At 73.4% G+C, this 14,126-nt stretch carries 9 protein-coding genes and 1 tRNA gene; 6 read left to right on the top strand and 4 right to left on the bottom strand.

Annotation, left to right across the window (positions count from 1 at the left end):
- Positions 1-33 precede the first annotated feature (33 nt).
- Positions 34-104, bottom strand: a tRNA-Gln gene (locus ACFVIM_RS25065).
- A gap of 167 nt (positions 105-271) precedes the next feature.
- Between ACFVIM_RS25065 and ACFVIM_RS25060 the strand changes: the two genes are divergently transcribed.
- Positions 272-1,609, top strand: a complete 1,338-nt coding sequence (locus tag ACFVIM_RS25060; protein ID WP_384305339.1) for a sensor histidine kinase — start codon at positions 272-274, stop codon at positions 1,607-1,609.
- A gap of 159 nt (positions 1,610-1,768) precedes the next feature.
- On the opposite strand, the gene ACFVIM_RS25055 is transcribed toward ACFVIM_RS25060, so the two are convergent.
- Together ACFVIM_RS25055 and ACFVIM_RS25050 are read right to left on the bottom strand one after the other, a co-directional pair.
- Positions 1,769-2,260: an SUKH-3 domain-containing protein gene (locus ACFVIM_RS25055; protein WP_384305336.1), complete on the bottom strand. Its 492-nt coding sequence runs from the start codon at positions 2,258-2,260 to the stop codon at positions 1,769-1,771.
- 10 nt (positions 2,261-2,270) lie between these two features.
- Positions 2,271-2,786 carry a YwqJ-related putative deaminase gene (locus tag ACFVIM_RS25050; protein ID WP_384305333.1) on the bottom strand — a complete coding sequence of 172 codons (516 nt, stop codon included), beginning with the start codon at positions 2,784-2,786 and terminating at the stop codon, positions 2,271-2,273.
- Positions 2,787-3,014: 228 nt separating this feature from the next.
- On the opposite strand from ACFVIM_RS25050, the gene ACFVIM_RS25045 reads away from it, so the two are divergent.
- From ACFVIM_RS25045 to ACFVIM_RS25035, 3 genes are all read left to right on the top strand, one after another.
- The gene (locus tag ACFVIM_RS25045) at positions 3,015-4,055 is read left to right on the top strand and encodes an SMI1/KNR4 family protein (protein WP_384305331.1); all 1,041 of its coding nucleotides are present in this window, start codon (positions 3,015-3,017) and stop codon (positions 4,053-4,055) included.
- 7 nt (positions 4,056-4,062) lie between these two features.
- The gene (locus ACFVIM_RS25040; RefSeq protein ID WP_384305328.1) at positions 4,063-6,996 is read left to right on the top strand and encodes an SUKH-4 family immunity protein; all 2,934 of its coding nucleotides are present in this window, start codon (positions 4,063-4,065) and stop codon (positions 6,994-6,996) included.
- Positions 6,997-7,232: 236 nt separating this feature from the next.
- Complete coding sequence (locus ACFVIM_RS25035) at positions 7,233-8,123, top strand: cellulose-binding protein (RefSeq protein WP_384305326.1); 891 nt, start codon at positions 7,233-7,235, stop codon at positions 8,121-8,123.
- Positions 8,124-8,340: 217 nt separating this feature from the next.
- Here ACFVIM_RS25035 and ACFVIM_RS25030 read toward each other — a convergent pair whose 3' ends face one another.
- Entirely contained in the window at positions 8,341-9,849 is a 1,509-nt protein-coding gene (locus ACFVIM_RS25030; RefSeq protein WP_384305342.1) for an MFS transporter, read from the bottom strand.
- Between the two features lie 632 nt (positions 9,850-10,481).
- Here ACFVIM_RS25030 and ACFVIM_RS25025 point away from each other — a divergent pair.
- Positions 10,482-11,270 carry an ABC transporter ATP-binding protein gene (locus ACFVIM_RS25025; protein ID WP_384305324.1) on the top strand — a complete coding sequence of 263 codons (789 nt, stop codon included), beginning with the start codon at positions 10,482-10,484 and terminating at the stop codon, positions 11,268-11,270.
- Positions 11,267-13,837, top strand: a complete 2,571-nt coding sequence (locus ACFVIM_RS25020; protein WP_384305322.1) for an ABC transporter permease — start codon at positions 11,267-11,269, stop codon at positions 13,835-13,837. Before ACFVIM_RS25025 ends, ACFVIM_RS25020 begins: the two co-directional genes overlap by 4 nt.
- Positions 13,838-14,126: the final 289 nt, after the last annotated feature.

Raw genomic sequence — 14,126 nt, 5'->3', positions numbered from 1 at the left:
CCCCGGCTCGGTGGGAGCCGGGGCCCTCGGAGGCTCCCAGGGAAGGAATCGAACCCTCATTCAATGGACCAAAACCATTTGTCCTGCCATTAGACGACCTGGGATGGATCGCCCGCGTCGGCCCGTCTGAGTGAGCCATCGCTCACGCGGCGCCCCCTACTATGCCGTACCGAACGCCATCTGTGCGACGGCCCCGGCCCCCTCGTCCGCCGCGCCGTACGGGCCCTAAGTCCTGGGAAAATCACCCACCCGCGCCCGTAGGCTGGGAGCCATGACCACAACGGGGGCACACCAGGACGGCACGGGCACGACCGCCCGTACCTGGCTGTGGTGGGGACGGCGGCGGAGCGTCGCGCTGGACGTGGGGCTCGCGCTGATCTCCGCCGTCGAGAGCGCGGTCGAAGGCGCGGTCTTCGCCGGGGAAGTCGGATTCGCGATACCCCTCGGGGTGGTCTTCGGACTGCTCGTGGGGTCGGCGCTGGTGCTGCGGCGGCGCTGGCCCGTCGCCGTGGTCCTCGTCTCGATCGCCGTCACCCCCGCCGAGGTCGGCATCCTCCTCACCATCGTCGGCCTCTACTCCCTCGCCGCCAGCGAGGTGCCGCGCCGGATCGTGGCCCTCCTCGCCGGGATGTCGCTGACCGCCACCCTGATCGTCTCCCTGATCCGGATCCAGCAGGACGTCGGAGACACCGCCAGTCAGTGGTACGTGCCCGCCATGGCCGGATTCATGGCGGTCGGACTGACCATGCCGCCGGTCCTCTTCGGCCTCTACATAGGCGCCCGGCGCCGGCTGATGGAGTCCCTGCGCGAACGCGCCGACAGCCTCGAACAGGAACTCGACCTCCTCGCCGACCGCGCCGAACAGGGTGCCCAGCTCGCCCGCCAGGAAGAGCGCACCAGGATCGCCCGCGAGATGCACGACGTCGTCGCCCACCGGGTGAGCCTCATGGTCGTCCACGCCGCCGCGCTCCAGGCCGTCGCCCTCAAGGACCCGCAGAAGGCCGTCAAGAACGCCGCGCTCGTCGGCGACATGGGCCGCCAGGCCCTCACCGAACTCCGCGAGATGCTCGGCGTGCTGCGGGCGGGCGACGACCAGCACACCGCACCCCGCCTCACCGACACCCGCTCCGGCGACAGCGCCGCCGTCCCCCTCGCGGCCGTCGGAGCCGCCGCCGCCGCTGCCGCCGCGGCCGCCGCCGAGGCCGGACCGTCCCTCGCCGACGTCGAAGACCTCGTCGGACAGTCCCGGCAGGCCGGAATGGTCGTGGAACTCTCCGTCCACGGCGAGGTACGGGAGTACGCGCCCGAAGTCGAACAGACCGCGTACCGGGTGGTCCAGGAAGCCCTCACCAACGTGCACAAGCACGCGGTGGGCGCCAGCGTCACCGTCCGGCTCGCACACCGCGACGCCGAAGTGGCGATGCAGGTGGAGAACGGGGTACCGGGGGCCAGCGGGGCGGGCGCGGACGTGGGGCTGCCCAGTGGCGGGAACGGGCTGGTCGGGATGAGGGAGCGGGTGCAGGCGCTGGGGGGCGTGTTCGTGTCGGGCCCCACGGACGCGGGCGGCTTCCGCGTCTCCGCCGTCCTCCCCCACCAGCGAACCCCCTGACGGGCCCGCCAGCCCCGAGCCCCCTGCCCCTGCGCCCGCGCTCCTGTGTGTGGGCACGGGTTCCCACAAGCGGGTGGGACCCGCCTGTCCGGCGCGGGGGCGACGTCGTATCCGCGACGGAGGTCGACCTCGTGGGTGTGCCCACACGGGTGGGCGGGGTCAGGGGGTGGTGAGGCGGTGGGCGGGGAGGCCGAGGAGGAGGGAGGTCAGGGCGTGGTCGATGGACGGGCCCAGATACCAGTCCCCGGTGTGGTCCACGCTGTACACCCGCCCCTCCGCGTCGATCGCCAGCACCGCCTGGTCCTCCCCCTCCGCCCCCAGCGGAGCGACCTCCGTCCCCAGCGCCCGCCCCAGATCCGCGAGGGTGCGCGCGAGGTGGATCCCCGCTATGGGGTCCAGGCGGACGAGAGGGGGCGCGGTCTGGCGGCCGGGGCCCGGCGCGGCGATCCGCAGACCGCCGAACTCCGCCCAGGCCTCCACCGCCGCCGGGAAGATCGCGTGGAGATGGCCGCCCGGCGAGGCGTATGCCCGCAGGGTGTCCGCCCAGCGTTCCGCCGACTGGATGTCCCAGCGGCCGGGTTGCCAGCCCGCCGTCCGCAGTGCGGTGTCGACGGGCGCCGGGAACCGGGTGGAGTTGACGTTTTCGGACATGGGGGCGGGTTCAGCCGTTCTCGGGTGCGGTCGGGTCCACTGCTCTCACCCCGAAATGATCAAGCATCGCGGCGCAGGAGCGGCACGGTGGCGCGTACGTGCCGTGCAGGGGGTCCCCGGCCTCGCGGATCCGGCGGGCCGTCACCTTCGCCTGTCTCAGCGCGCGTTTCGCCTCGCTGTAGGTGAGCGGTTTGCGCCGGGCCCGTTTGGAGCGCCTGCCGTCGGTCGTCGCGAGATGGCGTGAGAGCAGGATCGCCTCGGAGCAGCGCCCGGTGAACCGCTCCCGCTGGGCGCTGGTGAGCGTGTCCAGGAAGTCCTGGACGAGCGGGTGCAGCACGGGTGCCCGGTCGGACCGTCCGGCGGTGGAGGTCAGTGTCTCCCCCCGTACGGACAGGGCCGCGGCGACGGCGGGCAGGATGCCGTCCCTGCGGTGGCTCAGTACCGGCGGACGCAGATCCTCCACGCCGCTCCAGCTGAGCCGGGGATCCCCGGTGGTCCCCGTGGTGTTCGGTCGCGCTGTGTGCATGGCGCTGTGTCCCTCCCGTGCACTCCCCCGAGTTGCCCGAACAGCCTGCCAAATGCGGCGCAGTGCAGGGAAGCGGGGTCACTGAAACGTGTCGGGTCATTGGTGTTGAGTCACCCCATTGTGACACTTCGTGACCGTGGCGGAGAGCCGGTGGAGGCGCACCACCCGCCCGTGCGCCACCGCTTAGGCTGTCCCGGACAGCCAGCAGCCAGCAGGGGGCAGAACGCCATGACCACAGGTCGGCACGGGCTACAGGAGCCCGTCGGCACCCGGGGCCAGGGAGCCGCGGGGGCGGCGACCGCGGGGACCGTCGTGCCACCGCCGAACGCGGCCTACGCGGGTCAGATCGTGAACTTCCCGGACCCTGTGCGCCGTGCCCGTCACCCCCGGGGTGTACGGGTGGACGCCGATGGCTACCCGGACTTCTCGCCGTACGCCCGCGCCGCCGCCGAGATCGCCGAGCCCCCGCCCGCCTTCGGCGTCGACGAACTGCGGCTCACCGACTACGTATCGGCCAACGCCGCCCTGCACGCCGCCGGTCATGACCTCTGGGACACCACCCCGCCGGTGGCCACCCCGCACGGCTGGACCTGGCACCACGTGCCCCGCTCGCGGCGGCTCGAACTCGTTCCCGTCGAGGTCAAGGCGCTGTTGCGGCACCACGGCGGTATCGCCACCTCCGCCGCCGACCAGTCCAAGCGCGGCACCCGCCCGCTCCAGGAGACCCGGCCCGCCCACTTCGGGCTGCCGAAGGGCGTGCTGTCGGTCAGCGAGGAGCAACTCCTCAACGCCGAGGAGGACCTCGGCTACCGGCTGCCCGGCGCCTACCGCTCCTTCCTGAAGGCGGCGGGCGGCTGCGCCCCGGTCCGGGCCGCGCTCGACGCCGAACTCGGGCTCCTCTTCGACCAGCCGTTCCTCACCGTGCGGGACGAGGCCGCCGTCAACGACCTCGTCTATGTCAACAAGTGTCTGCGGGACCATCTGACCAAGGACTATCTCGGGGTCGCCTTCGTCCAGGGCGGGATCCTGGCCGTGAAGGTCAAGGGCGAGGGGATCGGCTCGGTCTGGTTCTGCGCCTACGACGACGCCCGGGACCGCGACGGCTGGTCCGTCCAGGAGCGGGTGGAACGGCTGCTGCTGCCCTGTGGCCGGGACTTCGACGACTTCCTCCAGCGGCTCGCGGGCGACCCCCCGGAGCTGGAGACCGTGGCGAACCTGATGGTGGACGGCGGCTTCGCCCGTGCCGTCCCGCTCTCGGACGAGGGGTGACGCTCCGATGGTGACCTTCGCGCAGGCGCAGGAGCGCGCGGAAGAGTGGGTGAACGGCGATGTGCCGCTGTACCAGCAGCGCGAGGTGCGGGTACGGGAGTTCGGACTCGGGTTCGTGGTCTGGGCCGAGGACCGCGAGGACGGCGGCCGTACCGGCGGCGGGCGCCAGCGGATGGTCATCGCCCGCGACAGCGGCGAGGCCACGCTCTGGCCCGCGCTGCCGGTGGGCGAGGTCATCCGCCGGTACGAGGAGGAGTACGGCGCCCGGATCGACCCGGGCGCGATGGGCGGGGCCGGTTCCCCGCCGAAGCGGATCGATCTGCACCAGACGTCGTTCCTGCTGAGTCCGCCGCAGTGGCTCCAGGACGAGGCGGACCGGCAGGGCGCGGCGGACGCGGCGGAGAAGCCGGAGCCGGGCCCTGAGCCGGAGGCGGGGACGGCGCCCGGGTCTGCGTCGGGGCCGGAGCTGGGGTCTGCGTCGGAGACCGAGCCGGGGCCGGAGGCCGAGCCCGAGTCGGGGCCGGGGCCGGGGCCGGGGCCGGGGGCCGAGCCCGAGTCGGGGCGGGGTTCGGGGACCGGGCCGGAGTCGGAGACCGCCGCCGTGCCGGTCGAAGCACCCGGTTCGCCTGGTTCGCCTGGTTCCCTTGACACGCGGGGTACTCATGGTGCTCCCGGGTCTGACGCTTCCGCCGACTGCGCCGACTGCGCCGACTCCGGTGAGGTCGGCGGCGGTACGGATACCTCGTCGACGGCCGTCACCCTTCCGGCCGCGCCGCGTGTGCCCGAGCCGCCCACGGTGACCGTACCGGCGCCCCGGGCCGACTCCGGCGCGGAGCCGGAGATGAAGCCGGAGCCGGAGCCTGAGATGAAGCCGGAGGCCGCTATTCCGTCGGCTGGGTCGACCGAGCCCGGCGCCCCGCCGCCCTCGCCGACCCTGATCGTTCCGACGCCCTCCACCGGGGCGGAGGACATCACCGTGGTGGTCGACGGGGCGGCGACCGGCCCGGCACCCCTGCCGCCGGGTGAGGACGGGGACGAGAGCGGGGCCGTGAGCACGACCGGGAGTGAGGCCGGGGGCGGGGAGGCGGTCACGGTCGTCGGATCCGTGTTCCCGACACCCGCCGCCGGGGTCCCGGTGCCGCCGCCCGCCGCCGAGCCGGTCGCACCGACGATCGTCGACGTCCCGCCGGGCCCACCGGCCCCGACGGTGTCGCCGGGCGGTGCTTCCGATGCGCCCACTGTGGCCGCTGGTCAGGCCGTGGCTTCGGCTGTGCCCGCTGGTGCGTCTGCGCCGTCCGCTGGGCTTCCTGATGTTTCGGCCGTGTCGGGCGGTGCTTCCGATGCGCCCACTGTGGCCGCTGGTCAGGCCGTGGCTTCGGCTGTGCCCGCTGGTGCGTCTGCGCCGTCCGCCGGTCTCCCCGCCGCTTCCGCCGCGCCCGTCAGTGCTCCCGACGTGTCCACTCCGCCCGTCGGCGCTTCCGGCGCGTCCACCCCGCCCGCTGGTCAGGCCGTCGCCGCCGCCGCGCCTGGCGGTGCCTCCGACGCGCCCACCCCGCCGCCCCCCGCCCCGGTCGCGCCGCCCACCCCGCCGCCGCCCGTCGGCCGGCCCGGTGTGCCGCTGCCGCCGCTCGCTCGGCCCGGGGAGGCGCCCGGGGTGAATCCCCAGACGCCCCAGACACCCCAGACACCCCGGACGCCGCCACCGCCGCCCACGGTCGCCCCCGGGTATATGCCCACCCGGCTCAGCCCGCCGGTTCCGGCCGCGCCGCCGACTCCGCCCAGCGGGGTCCATCGCGCGGCGACCGTGGTGGGCGGGCCGCCACCGGGAGGCGGGGTGTCCCCGGTCGTGCCGCCACCGCCGGGGCCGCCCGGCCCGCCCGGGGCGCCGTTCTCCGTACCCGGGCCGCCGCCGTTCTCCGTGCCCGGCCCGGCCTCCGCGTACGGGTATCCGCGCCATCACCACGGGGTGCCGACCGTCGGGCCCGGCTACCAGGCGGTGCTGCGCTACCGGGCGCACGACGGGACGGAGGCGCAGATCATCCGGCGTTCGGCGCCCGGGACGCCGCATCCGGAGTGGCAGATCCTGCATGAGCTGCGGGCGCTCAACGTGCCGCCGGGGCAGGTGCTGGAGCTCCATACCGAGCTGGAGTCCTGCCGGGTCGCCGGTGGCTACTGCGCCCGGATGATCCGGGAGAGCTGGCCGCAGGCGCGGATCACCCATATCGCCCCGTACGGTACGGATCACTCCGGGCGCCAGGACGGCATGCGTCAGCTCCTCACTCATCAGGGTGAGCTGCACCAGGTGGCGGACGGTCCCGCGCGGCCCGCGCCGGTGCGCGCCCCGCTGCCCCGGGTGGTGCCCGCGCCGCCCGCCGCGCCGCAGCAGGTGGCGCACGAGCTGGTGGCGGCGTTCGGGCCGCAGGCGGTGTACCGGTTCGACCAGCGGGCGGTCTCCCGGCAGGGGGTCCCCGAGCTGGTCGCCGCGACCCTGGTGTGGGCGGGGCTGCCGGGCGACTTCAACCCGTTCTTCTGGGTGCAGCCCGCCCAGCCGGTGGTGCCGACGCTGGCGGAGCTGGCCGCGCAGCGGCAGGTGCCGACGGCGCTGGACGCCAGCTCGTACCTGGTGATCGGCAGCGACTTCGGGCGGGCGGTCTGTGTCCAGTACGGCACCGCGCATATCGTGGCGGTGCCGGTGGAGGCCACGCCGGGGACGCGTTCGGCGGTGCCGCAGTTCGTCAACAGCGGGCTGCCGGAGTTCGTCCGCTGTCTGGCGCTGCTCGGCCGGATGTGGCGGCTGCGCTACGGGCTCAACCCGGAGCAGGCGGGCCGCTGGACGGTCGACTTCCAGGAGCAGCTCGCCGCGCTGGACCCGAGGGCGCTCTCGTCCCCGGAGAACTGGTGGGCGGTGCTGCTGGAGCAGATGTGGGACGGGCTGCTCTGAGCCACCAGGCCCCCCTTATCCGTACATCACGGGCATAGCCCTCGATAGCGTCTCGGTCGGCCGGGCGTTCGATCCGTCGGGACGGATGGGACGCCCGGTTTCGACGTGCGCCCCGTATGGCGCATCCTGGACCGGATGGACCCGGGAGTGTCGCGTTGTGGGCTCTTCGCGGTAATCCGGGAGGATATGCACACCATCGCGTCATGTGTCGTAGTGGGTCGGAAGGGGCTTGAAGGATGAGTGCTGCTGCATCGGTGTCACCCCACGGCTTCGCCGTCGTGCGCCGTGGCTACCGCGTCGCCGAGACCGACGCCCATGTCACCGAGCTCTCCCGGGACCGGGATGACGCCTGGGAGCGCGCCGCACGGCTGACCGTGCTCGCCAAGGAGATGGAGGCCGAGGCCGCCCGCCTCCGCGCGGCGGTGGAGTCACTCGCTCCGCAGACGTTCGAGACGATGAGCCGCCGCGCCCAGTATCTGCTCGCCCTCACCGAGGAGGAGACCGAGGAGGTGCGGCTCACCGCGCGCACCGACGCGCGGACGGCGGTCGAGGAGGCCGGGGCCGAGGGGACCAAGCTCCACGACGAGGCGCGGACGGCGGCCGAGGAGACCCGGGCGGCGGCCGAGGCCGAGGCCGAGGCGACCGTCGCCGAGGCCCGCGGCGCCGCCGGGGAACTCCTGGCCGAGGCCCGTGCCGCCGCCGAGGACCGGCGTTCCGCCGCGCTGGCCGACTGGCAGGACACCCGCCACCGCGCCGAGACGATCCTTGCGGAGCTGGAGTCCGCGCAGTCCGAGCGCTGGGACACGCTCGGGCGGGATATCGCCGACCGGCTCGCCGCCCAGGAGACCCGGCACGCCGAACTCACCGACCGGGCCGAGACCCTGCTCGCCGAGGCCCGGCGCGCCTTCGCGGAGGCCGAGGAGCACGCCCGCCACCAGCAGGAGGACGCGGAGGCCCAGGCCGCCGAGCTGCTGGCCCAGGCGCGGGTGGCCGAGGAGCGCACCGGCCGGGAGACCGAACGCCTGCTGCGGGAGCACGAGGAGGCCCGGGAGGAGATGAACGCCCATATGGCCCATATCCGCAGCAGCCTCGCGACCCTCACGGGCCGCGCGGCGGCGGAGGGCTGAGAGCGGCGCTGACGCCGGGTGCCGGTGGTGGCTGCCGGTGCTGCGTTCCGGAGTCGGCGCCGTAGAGGAGTGCCGGACGGTACGGGAGCGCTGGACAGGGCGGGAGTGCTGGACGGTACGGGTGTGAGCGGGCCGCCGTACGGGTGTGACGAGCGTGACGGGCGTGGTGAGCGCCCCCGGGAAGCGGCGGGTCGCGTCCCGGAGGGGGCCGCGCCGCTCACTCCGCCCGCCGAGCCGCCGACGGCGCCTCGGCGGATGGCTCGGTCGCCTCGGCGATGACCGGGAAGCGGCGCGGCGCCAGGAAGACCAGCACCAGCAAGGCGAGGACCGCCGCCACCGCCGCGCCCGCGTAGACATGGTCGACCGCCGTGTCCACCGCGCGGCGCAGCGCGTCGGCCGATCCGGCGGTCAGCGCGGCCGGGTCCGCCAGGGACCGTGCCACCGAGTCCAGATCGCCCGCCGGGCCGAGCCGGTCGGTGATGACGGCGTTGGCGACGGCGCCGAAGACGGCGGCGCCCACGCACTGGCCGATCTGGCGGTAGAAGAGGATCGACGCGGTCGCCGTACCGCGCTCGGCCCAGCCCACCGTCGCCTGCACCCCGACGATCAGCGGGAGCTGGAAGAGGCCGAGCGCCGCACCGAGCAGCAGCATCAGCAGCGCGGGCTGCCAGGCGGCGCCCGGGTGGGGCAGCAGCGGGAAGGCGGCCAGCACCAGCGCGGCGGCGGAGATGCCGATGATCGCGGTGTCGCGGAAGCCGATCCGGCGGTAGACCCGGTTGGAGAGTGCCGCGCTCACCGGCCAGCTCAGCGTCATCACCGACAGCACGAACCCGGCGGCGGTCGGGCCGAGGCCGAGCACGGACTGGGCGTAGGTCGGCAGGAAGACGGTGGGCGCGATCATCAGCAGCCCGAGCGCGCCGAGCGCGAGATTGACGGCGGCGATCGGGCGGCGGCGCCAGACCCAGCCGGGGAGTATCGGTTCGGCGGCCCGCCGTTCCACGACGACGGTGACGGCGACCAGGAGTGTGCCCGCGCCCAGCAGCGCGAGGGACGGCGGGGAGAGCCAGGGCCAGGCGACCCCGCCCTGGACGAGGGCGATGAGCAGCGCGGAGCCCGCCGCGAAGACCGCGAGCGCGCCGGGCCAGTCGACGCGTACGGCGCGCCGTGCCGCGCCGCCCTCCGGATCGGGCGATCCCGCCCCCGTACGGTCCGGTTCGTGCAGATGGCGGACGACCAGCCACAGCGCCAGCAGCCCCACCGGCAGATTGATCAGGAAGATCCAGCGCCAGTCGGCGTACCGGGCGAGGAGCCCGCCCACCGACGGTCCGGCGACCGCCGAGACCGCCCAGACCGTGGAGAGCCGCGCCTGTATCCTCGGCCGCTCCCGCAGCGGGTAGAGGTCGGCGGCGATCGTCTGGACCGTGCCCTGGAGCGCGCCGCCGCCCAGGCCCTGGACGATCCGGAAGGCGATCAGGGAGGTCATGTCCCAGGCGGTGGCGCACAGCAGCGAGCCCGCCAGGAAGACGATGACGCCCGCGACCAGGACGGGTTTGCGGCCGAAGGTGTCCGACAGCTTTCCGTACACGGGGAGCGTGACCGTGCTCGCGAGCAGATAGCCGGAGAAGAGCCAGGAGAAGACGGCGAAGCCGCCGAGGTCGCCGACGATCTGCGGCACGGCGGTGGAGACGATGGTGCTGTCGAGCGCCACCAGCGCCATGCCCATCATCAGCGCCGCGACGACCGTGCCCCGGCGCTGGGTGGCGACCGCGCCGTTCGCGGCCCCCGAGGGCGTCGGGCCGGGGGGTGTGAGGGGTGGCTTCGGGGGCTCGGTGGCCACGGGTCAGTTCCTTTCCCCCTGCACCTACTTATTCGGGGACACCCTCTCACTTGAGGTTGACGCAGTGGGAGGGCTGAGAGTGGACGCGTGCCCCTGACGGAGGGGGCGCGATCCCTTAGGGGCTGCCCCCGGCTGGGAGCGGGGGCCGGTTCGTCCCGGGGGACGAGGCGGGTGGATGGCCGGATCTCTACGGTGAGTTGGGCGGGGCACGACCACGGGGGGCGTGGGCACCGCCAGGGGGGCGGGGAACGCCCGTACCCGGTCCGCGCGGCCGGGTACGGGGCCCCGCGCACCACGGACAGAACCCCGCGCCCCACGGACCGAGCCTCGCGCACCACGGACCGAGCCCCGCGCCCCACGGATCGGAACCCCTCGTACCGCCGGGGGGTGGGGAAAACCCCCGGTTGAGAACTGCGCCCGGCCCCAGCGCGCGGACGCCGCCCGGCGAGCAGACTCGTCATCACGTCTCCACGGCGTCGCCGCCGTGGACGGACGGCCAGACAGGACAGAGGAGACTGACAGTGACCACGGCTGTGACCATTCCCCGCCATGGGGGCACCGGAGGACGGTCGGCCGTCGCCGCACGCGGGCGCCAGATCGTCAAGGCGTACGGAGCGGGGGAGACCCGGGTCGTCGCGCTCGACCATGTCGACGTCGACATCGCCCGGGGCCAGTTCACCGCCATCATGGGGCCGTCCGGCTCCGGCAAGTCGACCCTGATGCACTGCCTCGCCGGTCTCGACACCGTCACCTCGGGCCAGATCTACCTCGACGACACCGAGATCACCGGGCTCAAGGACAAGCGTCTGACCCAGCTGCGCCGGGACCGGATCGGCTTTATCTTCCAGGCGTTCAACCTGCTGCCGACGCTCAACGCGCTGGAGAACATCACCCTGCCCATGGACATCGCGGGCCGTAAGCCGGACGCCGCCTGGCTCAACCGGGTGGTGGAGACCGTCGGGCTGGCCGAGCGGCTCAAGCACCGGCCCACCCAGCTCTCCGGCGGCCAGCAGCAGCGTGTGGCCGTCGCCCGCGCCCTGGCCGCCCAGCCGGAGATCATCTTCGGGGACGAGCCGACCGGGAACCTGGACTCACGCGCCGGGGCCGAGGTCCTCGGCTTCCTGCGGAGCTCGGTGGACGACCTGGGCCAGACGATGGTGATGGTCACCCATGACCCCGTCGCCGCCTCCTACGCGGACCGTGTCCTCTACCTCGCCGACGGCCGGATCGTGGACGAGATGTTCCGTCCCACCGCCGAGGCCGTGCTGGACCGGATGAAGGACTTCGACGCTCGGGGGCGTACCTCGTGACCGTCTTCAAGACCTCCCTGCGCAACTTCCTCGCGCACAAGGGGCGGATGGCCCTCTCGGCGGTGGCGGTGCTGCTGTCGGTCGCGTTCGTGTCGGGAACCCTGGTGTTCACCGACACCATGAACACCACGTTCGACAAGCTGTTCGCCGTCACCTCCTCCGACATCACCGTCGCCCCCAAGGAGGCGAAGGAGGACGCCACCCCCGGCACCGGCAAGCCGCCCGCGATGCCCGCCTCCCTGGTGGACACGGTCGCGGCGGTGCCCGGCACCCGGTCCGCCGAGGGCGTGGTCGTCTCCGCCAGCGTCACCGTCGTCAACGGCGACAACAAGAACATCGGCGCCGCCACCGGCGCCCCCACCATCGCGGGCAACTGGAGCGCGTCCGACGAGAAGACCATGGAGATCACCTCCGGCCGGGCCCCGCGCGGCCCCACCGAGGTGATGCTCGACGCCGACACCGCCAAGAAGCACAAGCTCGGCCTCGGCGACCGGATCCGCACCATCGCCGTCACCGGCGATGTCACCGCCACGATCGCCGGTATCGCCTCCTTCAAGGTCACCAACCCCGGCGCGACCCTCGTCTACTTCGACACCCCCACCGCCCAGCGCGGCCTGCTCGGCAAGGAGGGGCTCTACAGCCAGATCATCGCCACCGCCGACGACGGCGTCAGCCATGACCGGCTCAAGAAGGACGTCCTGGCTGCCCTCGGCACCACCTACAGCGTCCAGACCGCGAAGGAGTCCGCCGACGAGGGCCGCGAGGAGGTCGGCGAGTTCCTCAACGTGATGAAGTACGCGATGCTCGGCTTCGCCGGGATCGCCTTCCTGGTGGGCATCTTCCTCATCGTCAACACCTTCTCCATGCTGGTCGCCCAGCGCACCCGGGAGATCGGGCTGATGCGGGCCATCGGCTCCAGCCGCCAGCAGGTCAACCGCTCGGTGCTGGTCGAGGCGCTGCTGCTGGGCGCCGTCGGTTCCATCGCCGGGGTCGGCGCGGGCGTCGGGCTCGCCATCGGCCTGATGGAGCTGATGGGCATGATGGGGATGAACCTCTCCACCGACGATCTGACGGTGAAGTGGACCACCCCCGCCATCGGACTGGTCCTCGGGGTCGTGGTCACCGTCGTCGCCGCCTATGTCCCGGCGCGCCGGGCGGGCACCATCTCCCCGATGGCCGCGCTGCGGGACGCGGGGACCCCCGCCGATGTCCGCGCCGGACGGATCCGCGCCCTCGTCGGCACCCTGCTGACCGGCGCGGGCGCCGCCGCCCTCGTCGCCGCCGCCGGGGCCGAGAAGGCCGCCGACGGCTCGCTGCTCCTCGGCGCCGGTGTGGTGCTGACCCTGCTCGGCTTCGTCGTCGTCGGCCCGGTGCTCGCCGGGGTCGTCGTCCGCGTCATCAGCGCCGTGATCCTGCGCTTCTTCGGCCCCGTCGGCCGGATGGCCGAGCGCAACGCGCTGCGCAACCCGCGCCGCACCGGCGCCACCGGCGCCGCGCTGATGATCGGGCTCGCCCTGGTGGCCTGTCTGTCCGTGGTGGGCTCCTCCATGGTGGCCTCCGCCACCGAGGAACTGGACAAGTCCGTCGGTACGGACTTCATCATCGCCTCCGGCAACGGCCAGCCGATCGTGCCGCAGGCCCACCAGGCCGTCGTGAACACCCCCGGCGTCGCCAAGGTCAACCAGTACAAGCTCGTCGACGCCACCCTGACCGCGCCGAACGGCGACATCACCAAGGAGTCCCTCACCGCCGCCGACCCCGGCTACGCCACCGATCTGCGCCGGGAGGTCGTCGCCGGGAAGCTGACCGACGCCTACAAGCCCGGCCGGATGTCCGTCGGCGAGGAGTACGCCAAGGCCGACGGGGTCAAGCTCGGGGACACCCTCACCGTCGCCTTCCGGGGCGGCGAGACCGTCAGGCTGAAGGTCGCCGCGATCACCAGCGACGAGGCCGCGCTCGACCGGGGCTCCAAGTACATCAGCACCGCGACCGCCGAGCGCCACCTCCCGGCCGACAAGCTGCCGCAGAACACGATGCTCTTCGCCGCCGCCGAGGACGGCCAGGAGAAGGAGGCCCACCAGGCGCTCAAGAAGGCGCTGGAGCCCTACCCGCAGTACTCGGTCCGGGACCAGACCGACTACAAGGAACTGCTCCAGGACCAGATCAGCCAGCTGCTCAACATCATCTACGGGCTGCTGGGCCTCGCGATCATCGTCGCCGTCCTCGGTGTGATCAACACGCTCGCCCTCTCGGTGGTCGAGCGCACCCGGGAGATCGGTCTGCTGCGGGCCATCGGCCTCTCCCGGCGGCAGCTGCGGCGCATGATCCGGCTGGAGTCGGTGGTGATCGCGCTCTTCGGCGCGCTGCTGGGCCTGGGGCTCGGCCTCGGCTGGGGCGTGGTCTCGCAGAAGCTGCTGGCGCTGGAGGGGATGAAGGTCCTGGACATCCCGTGGCCGACGATCGGGGGCGTGTTCGTGGGCGCGGCCGTGGTCGGCCTGCTGGCGGCGCTGATACCGGCCTTCCGGGCGGGCCGGATGAACGTCCTGAACGCCATCGCGACGGAGTAGCGCGCCCACGGCGCACCCGATCGGGTACGAGAGCGATGTCCCGCGAGGTACGAGGACGATGTCCCGCGAGGTACGAGAGCGGTACGAGGTACGAGAGCGGTACGGCGTACGCGAACGATCTCTCACGAGGTACGAGAACGCGATCGTGACCGATGGGCGCGATCACGGCGCATGAGTCCATGGCGGCGAGGACGGACACACATCAGGCCATCGCCATGGACGGGCCCCCCGGTCCCCCTGGGGCGGCCCTCCACCCCGGGGGCCCGGATCCGCGTGAGCGGACCCGGGC

The organism is Streptomyces sp. NPDC057638 (assembly GCF_042800315.1).
In the GTDB taxonomy this organism is placed as follows: domain Bacteria; phylum Actinomycetota; class Actinomycetes; order Streptomycetales; family Streptomycetaceae; genus Streptomyces.
This window is presented reverse-complemented; position numbering and strand designations above follow the sequence as displayed.

Bases quoted from the DNA above. Each gene is read 5' to 3' on its own strand.
- ACFVIM_RS25060 (WP_384305339.1), top strand. From the start codon at position 272: ATGACCACAACGGGGGCACACCAGGACGGCACGGGCACGACCGCCCGT.
- ACFVIM_RS25055 (WP_384305336.1), bottom strand. From the start codon at position 2,260: ATGTCCGAAAACGTCAACTCCACCCGGTTCCCGGCGCCCGTCGACACC.
- ACFVIM_RS25050 (WP_384305333.1), bottom strand. From the start codon at position 2,786: ATGCACACAGCGCGACCGAACACCACGGGGACCACCGGGGATCCCCGG.
- ACFVIM_RS25045 (WP_384305331.1), top strand. From the start codon at position 3,015: ATGACCACAGGTCGGCACGGGCTACAGGAGCCCGTCGGCACCCGGGGC.
- ACFVIM_RS25040 (WP_384305328.1), top strand. From the start codon at position 4,063: ATGGTGACCTTCGCGCAGGCGCAGGAGCGCGCGGAAGAGTGGGTGAAC.
- ACFVIM_RS25035 (WP_384305326.1), top strand. From the start codon at position 7,233: ATGAGTGCTGCTGCATCGGTGTCACCCCACGGCTTCGCCGTCGTGCGC.
- ACFVIM_RS25030 (WP_384305342.1), bottom strand. From the start codon at position 9,849: ATGATGGGCATGGCGCTGGTGGCGCTCGACAGCACCATCGTCTCCACC.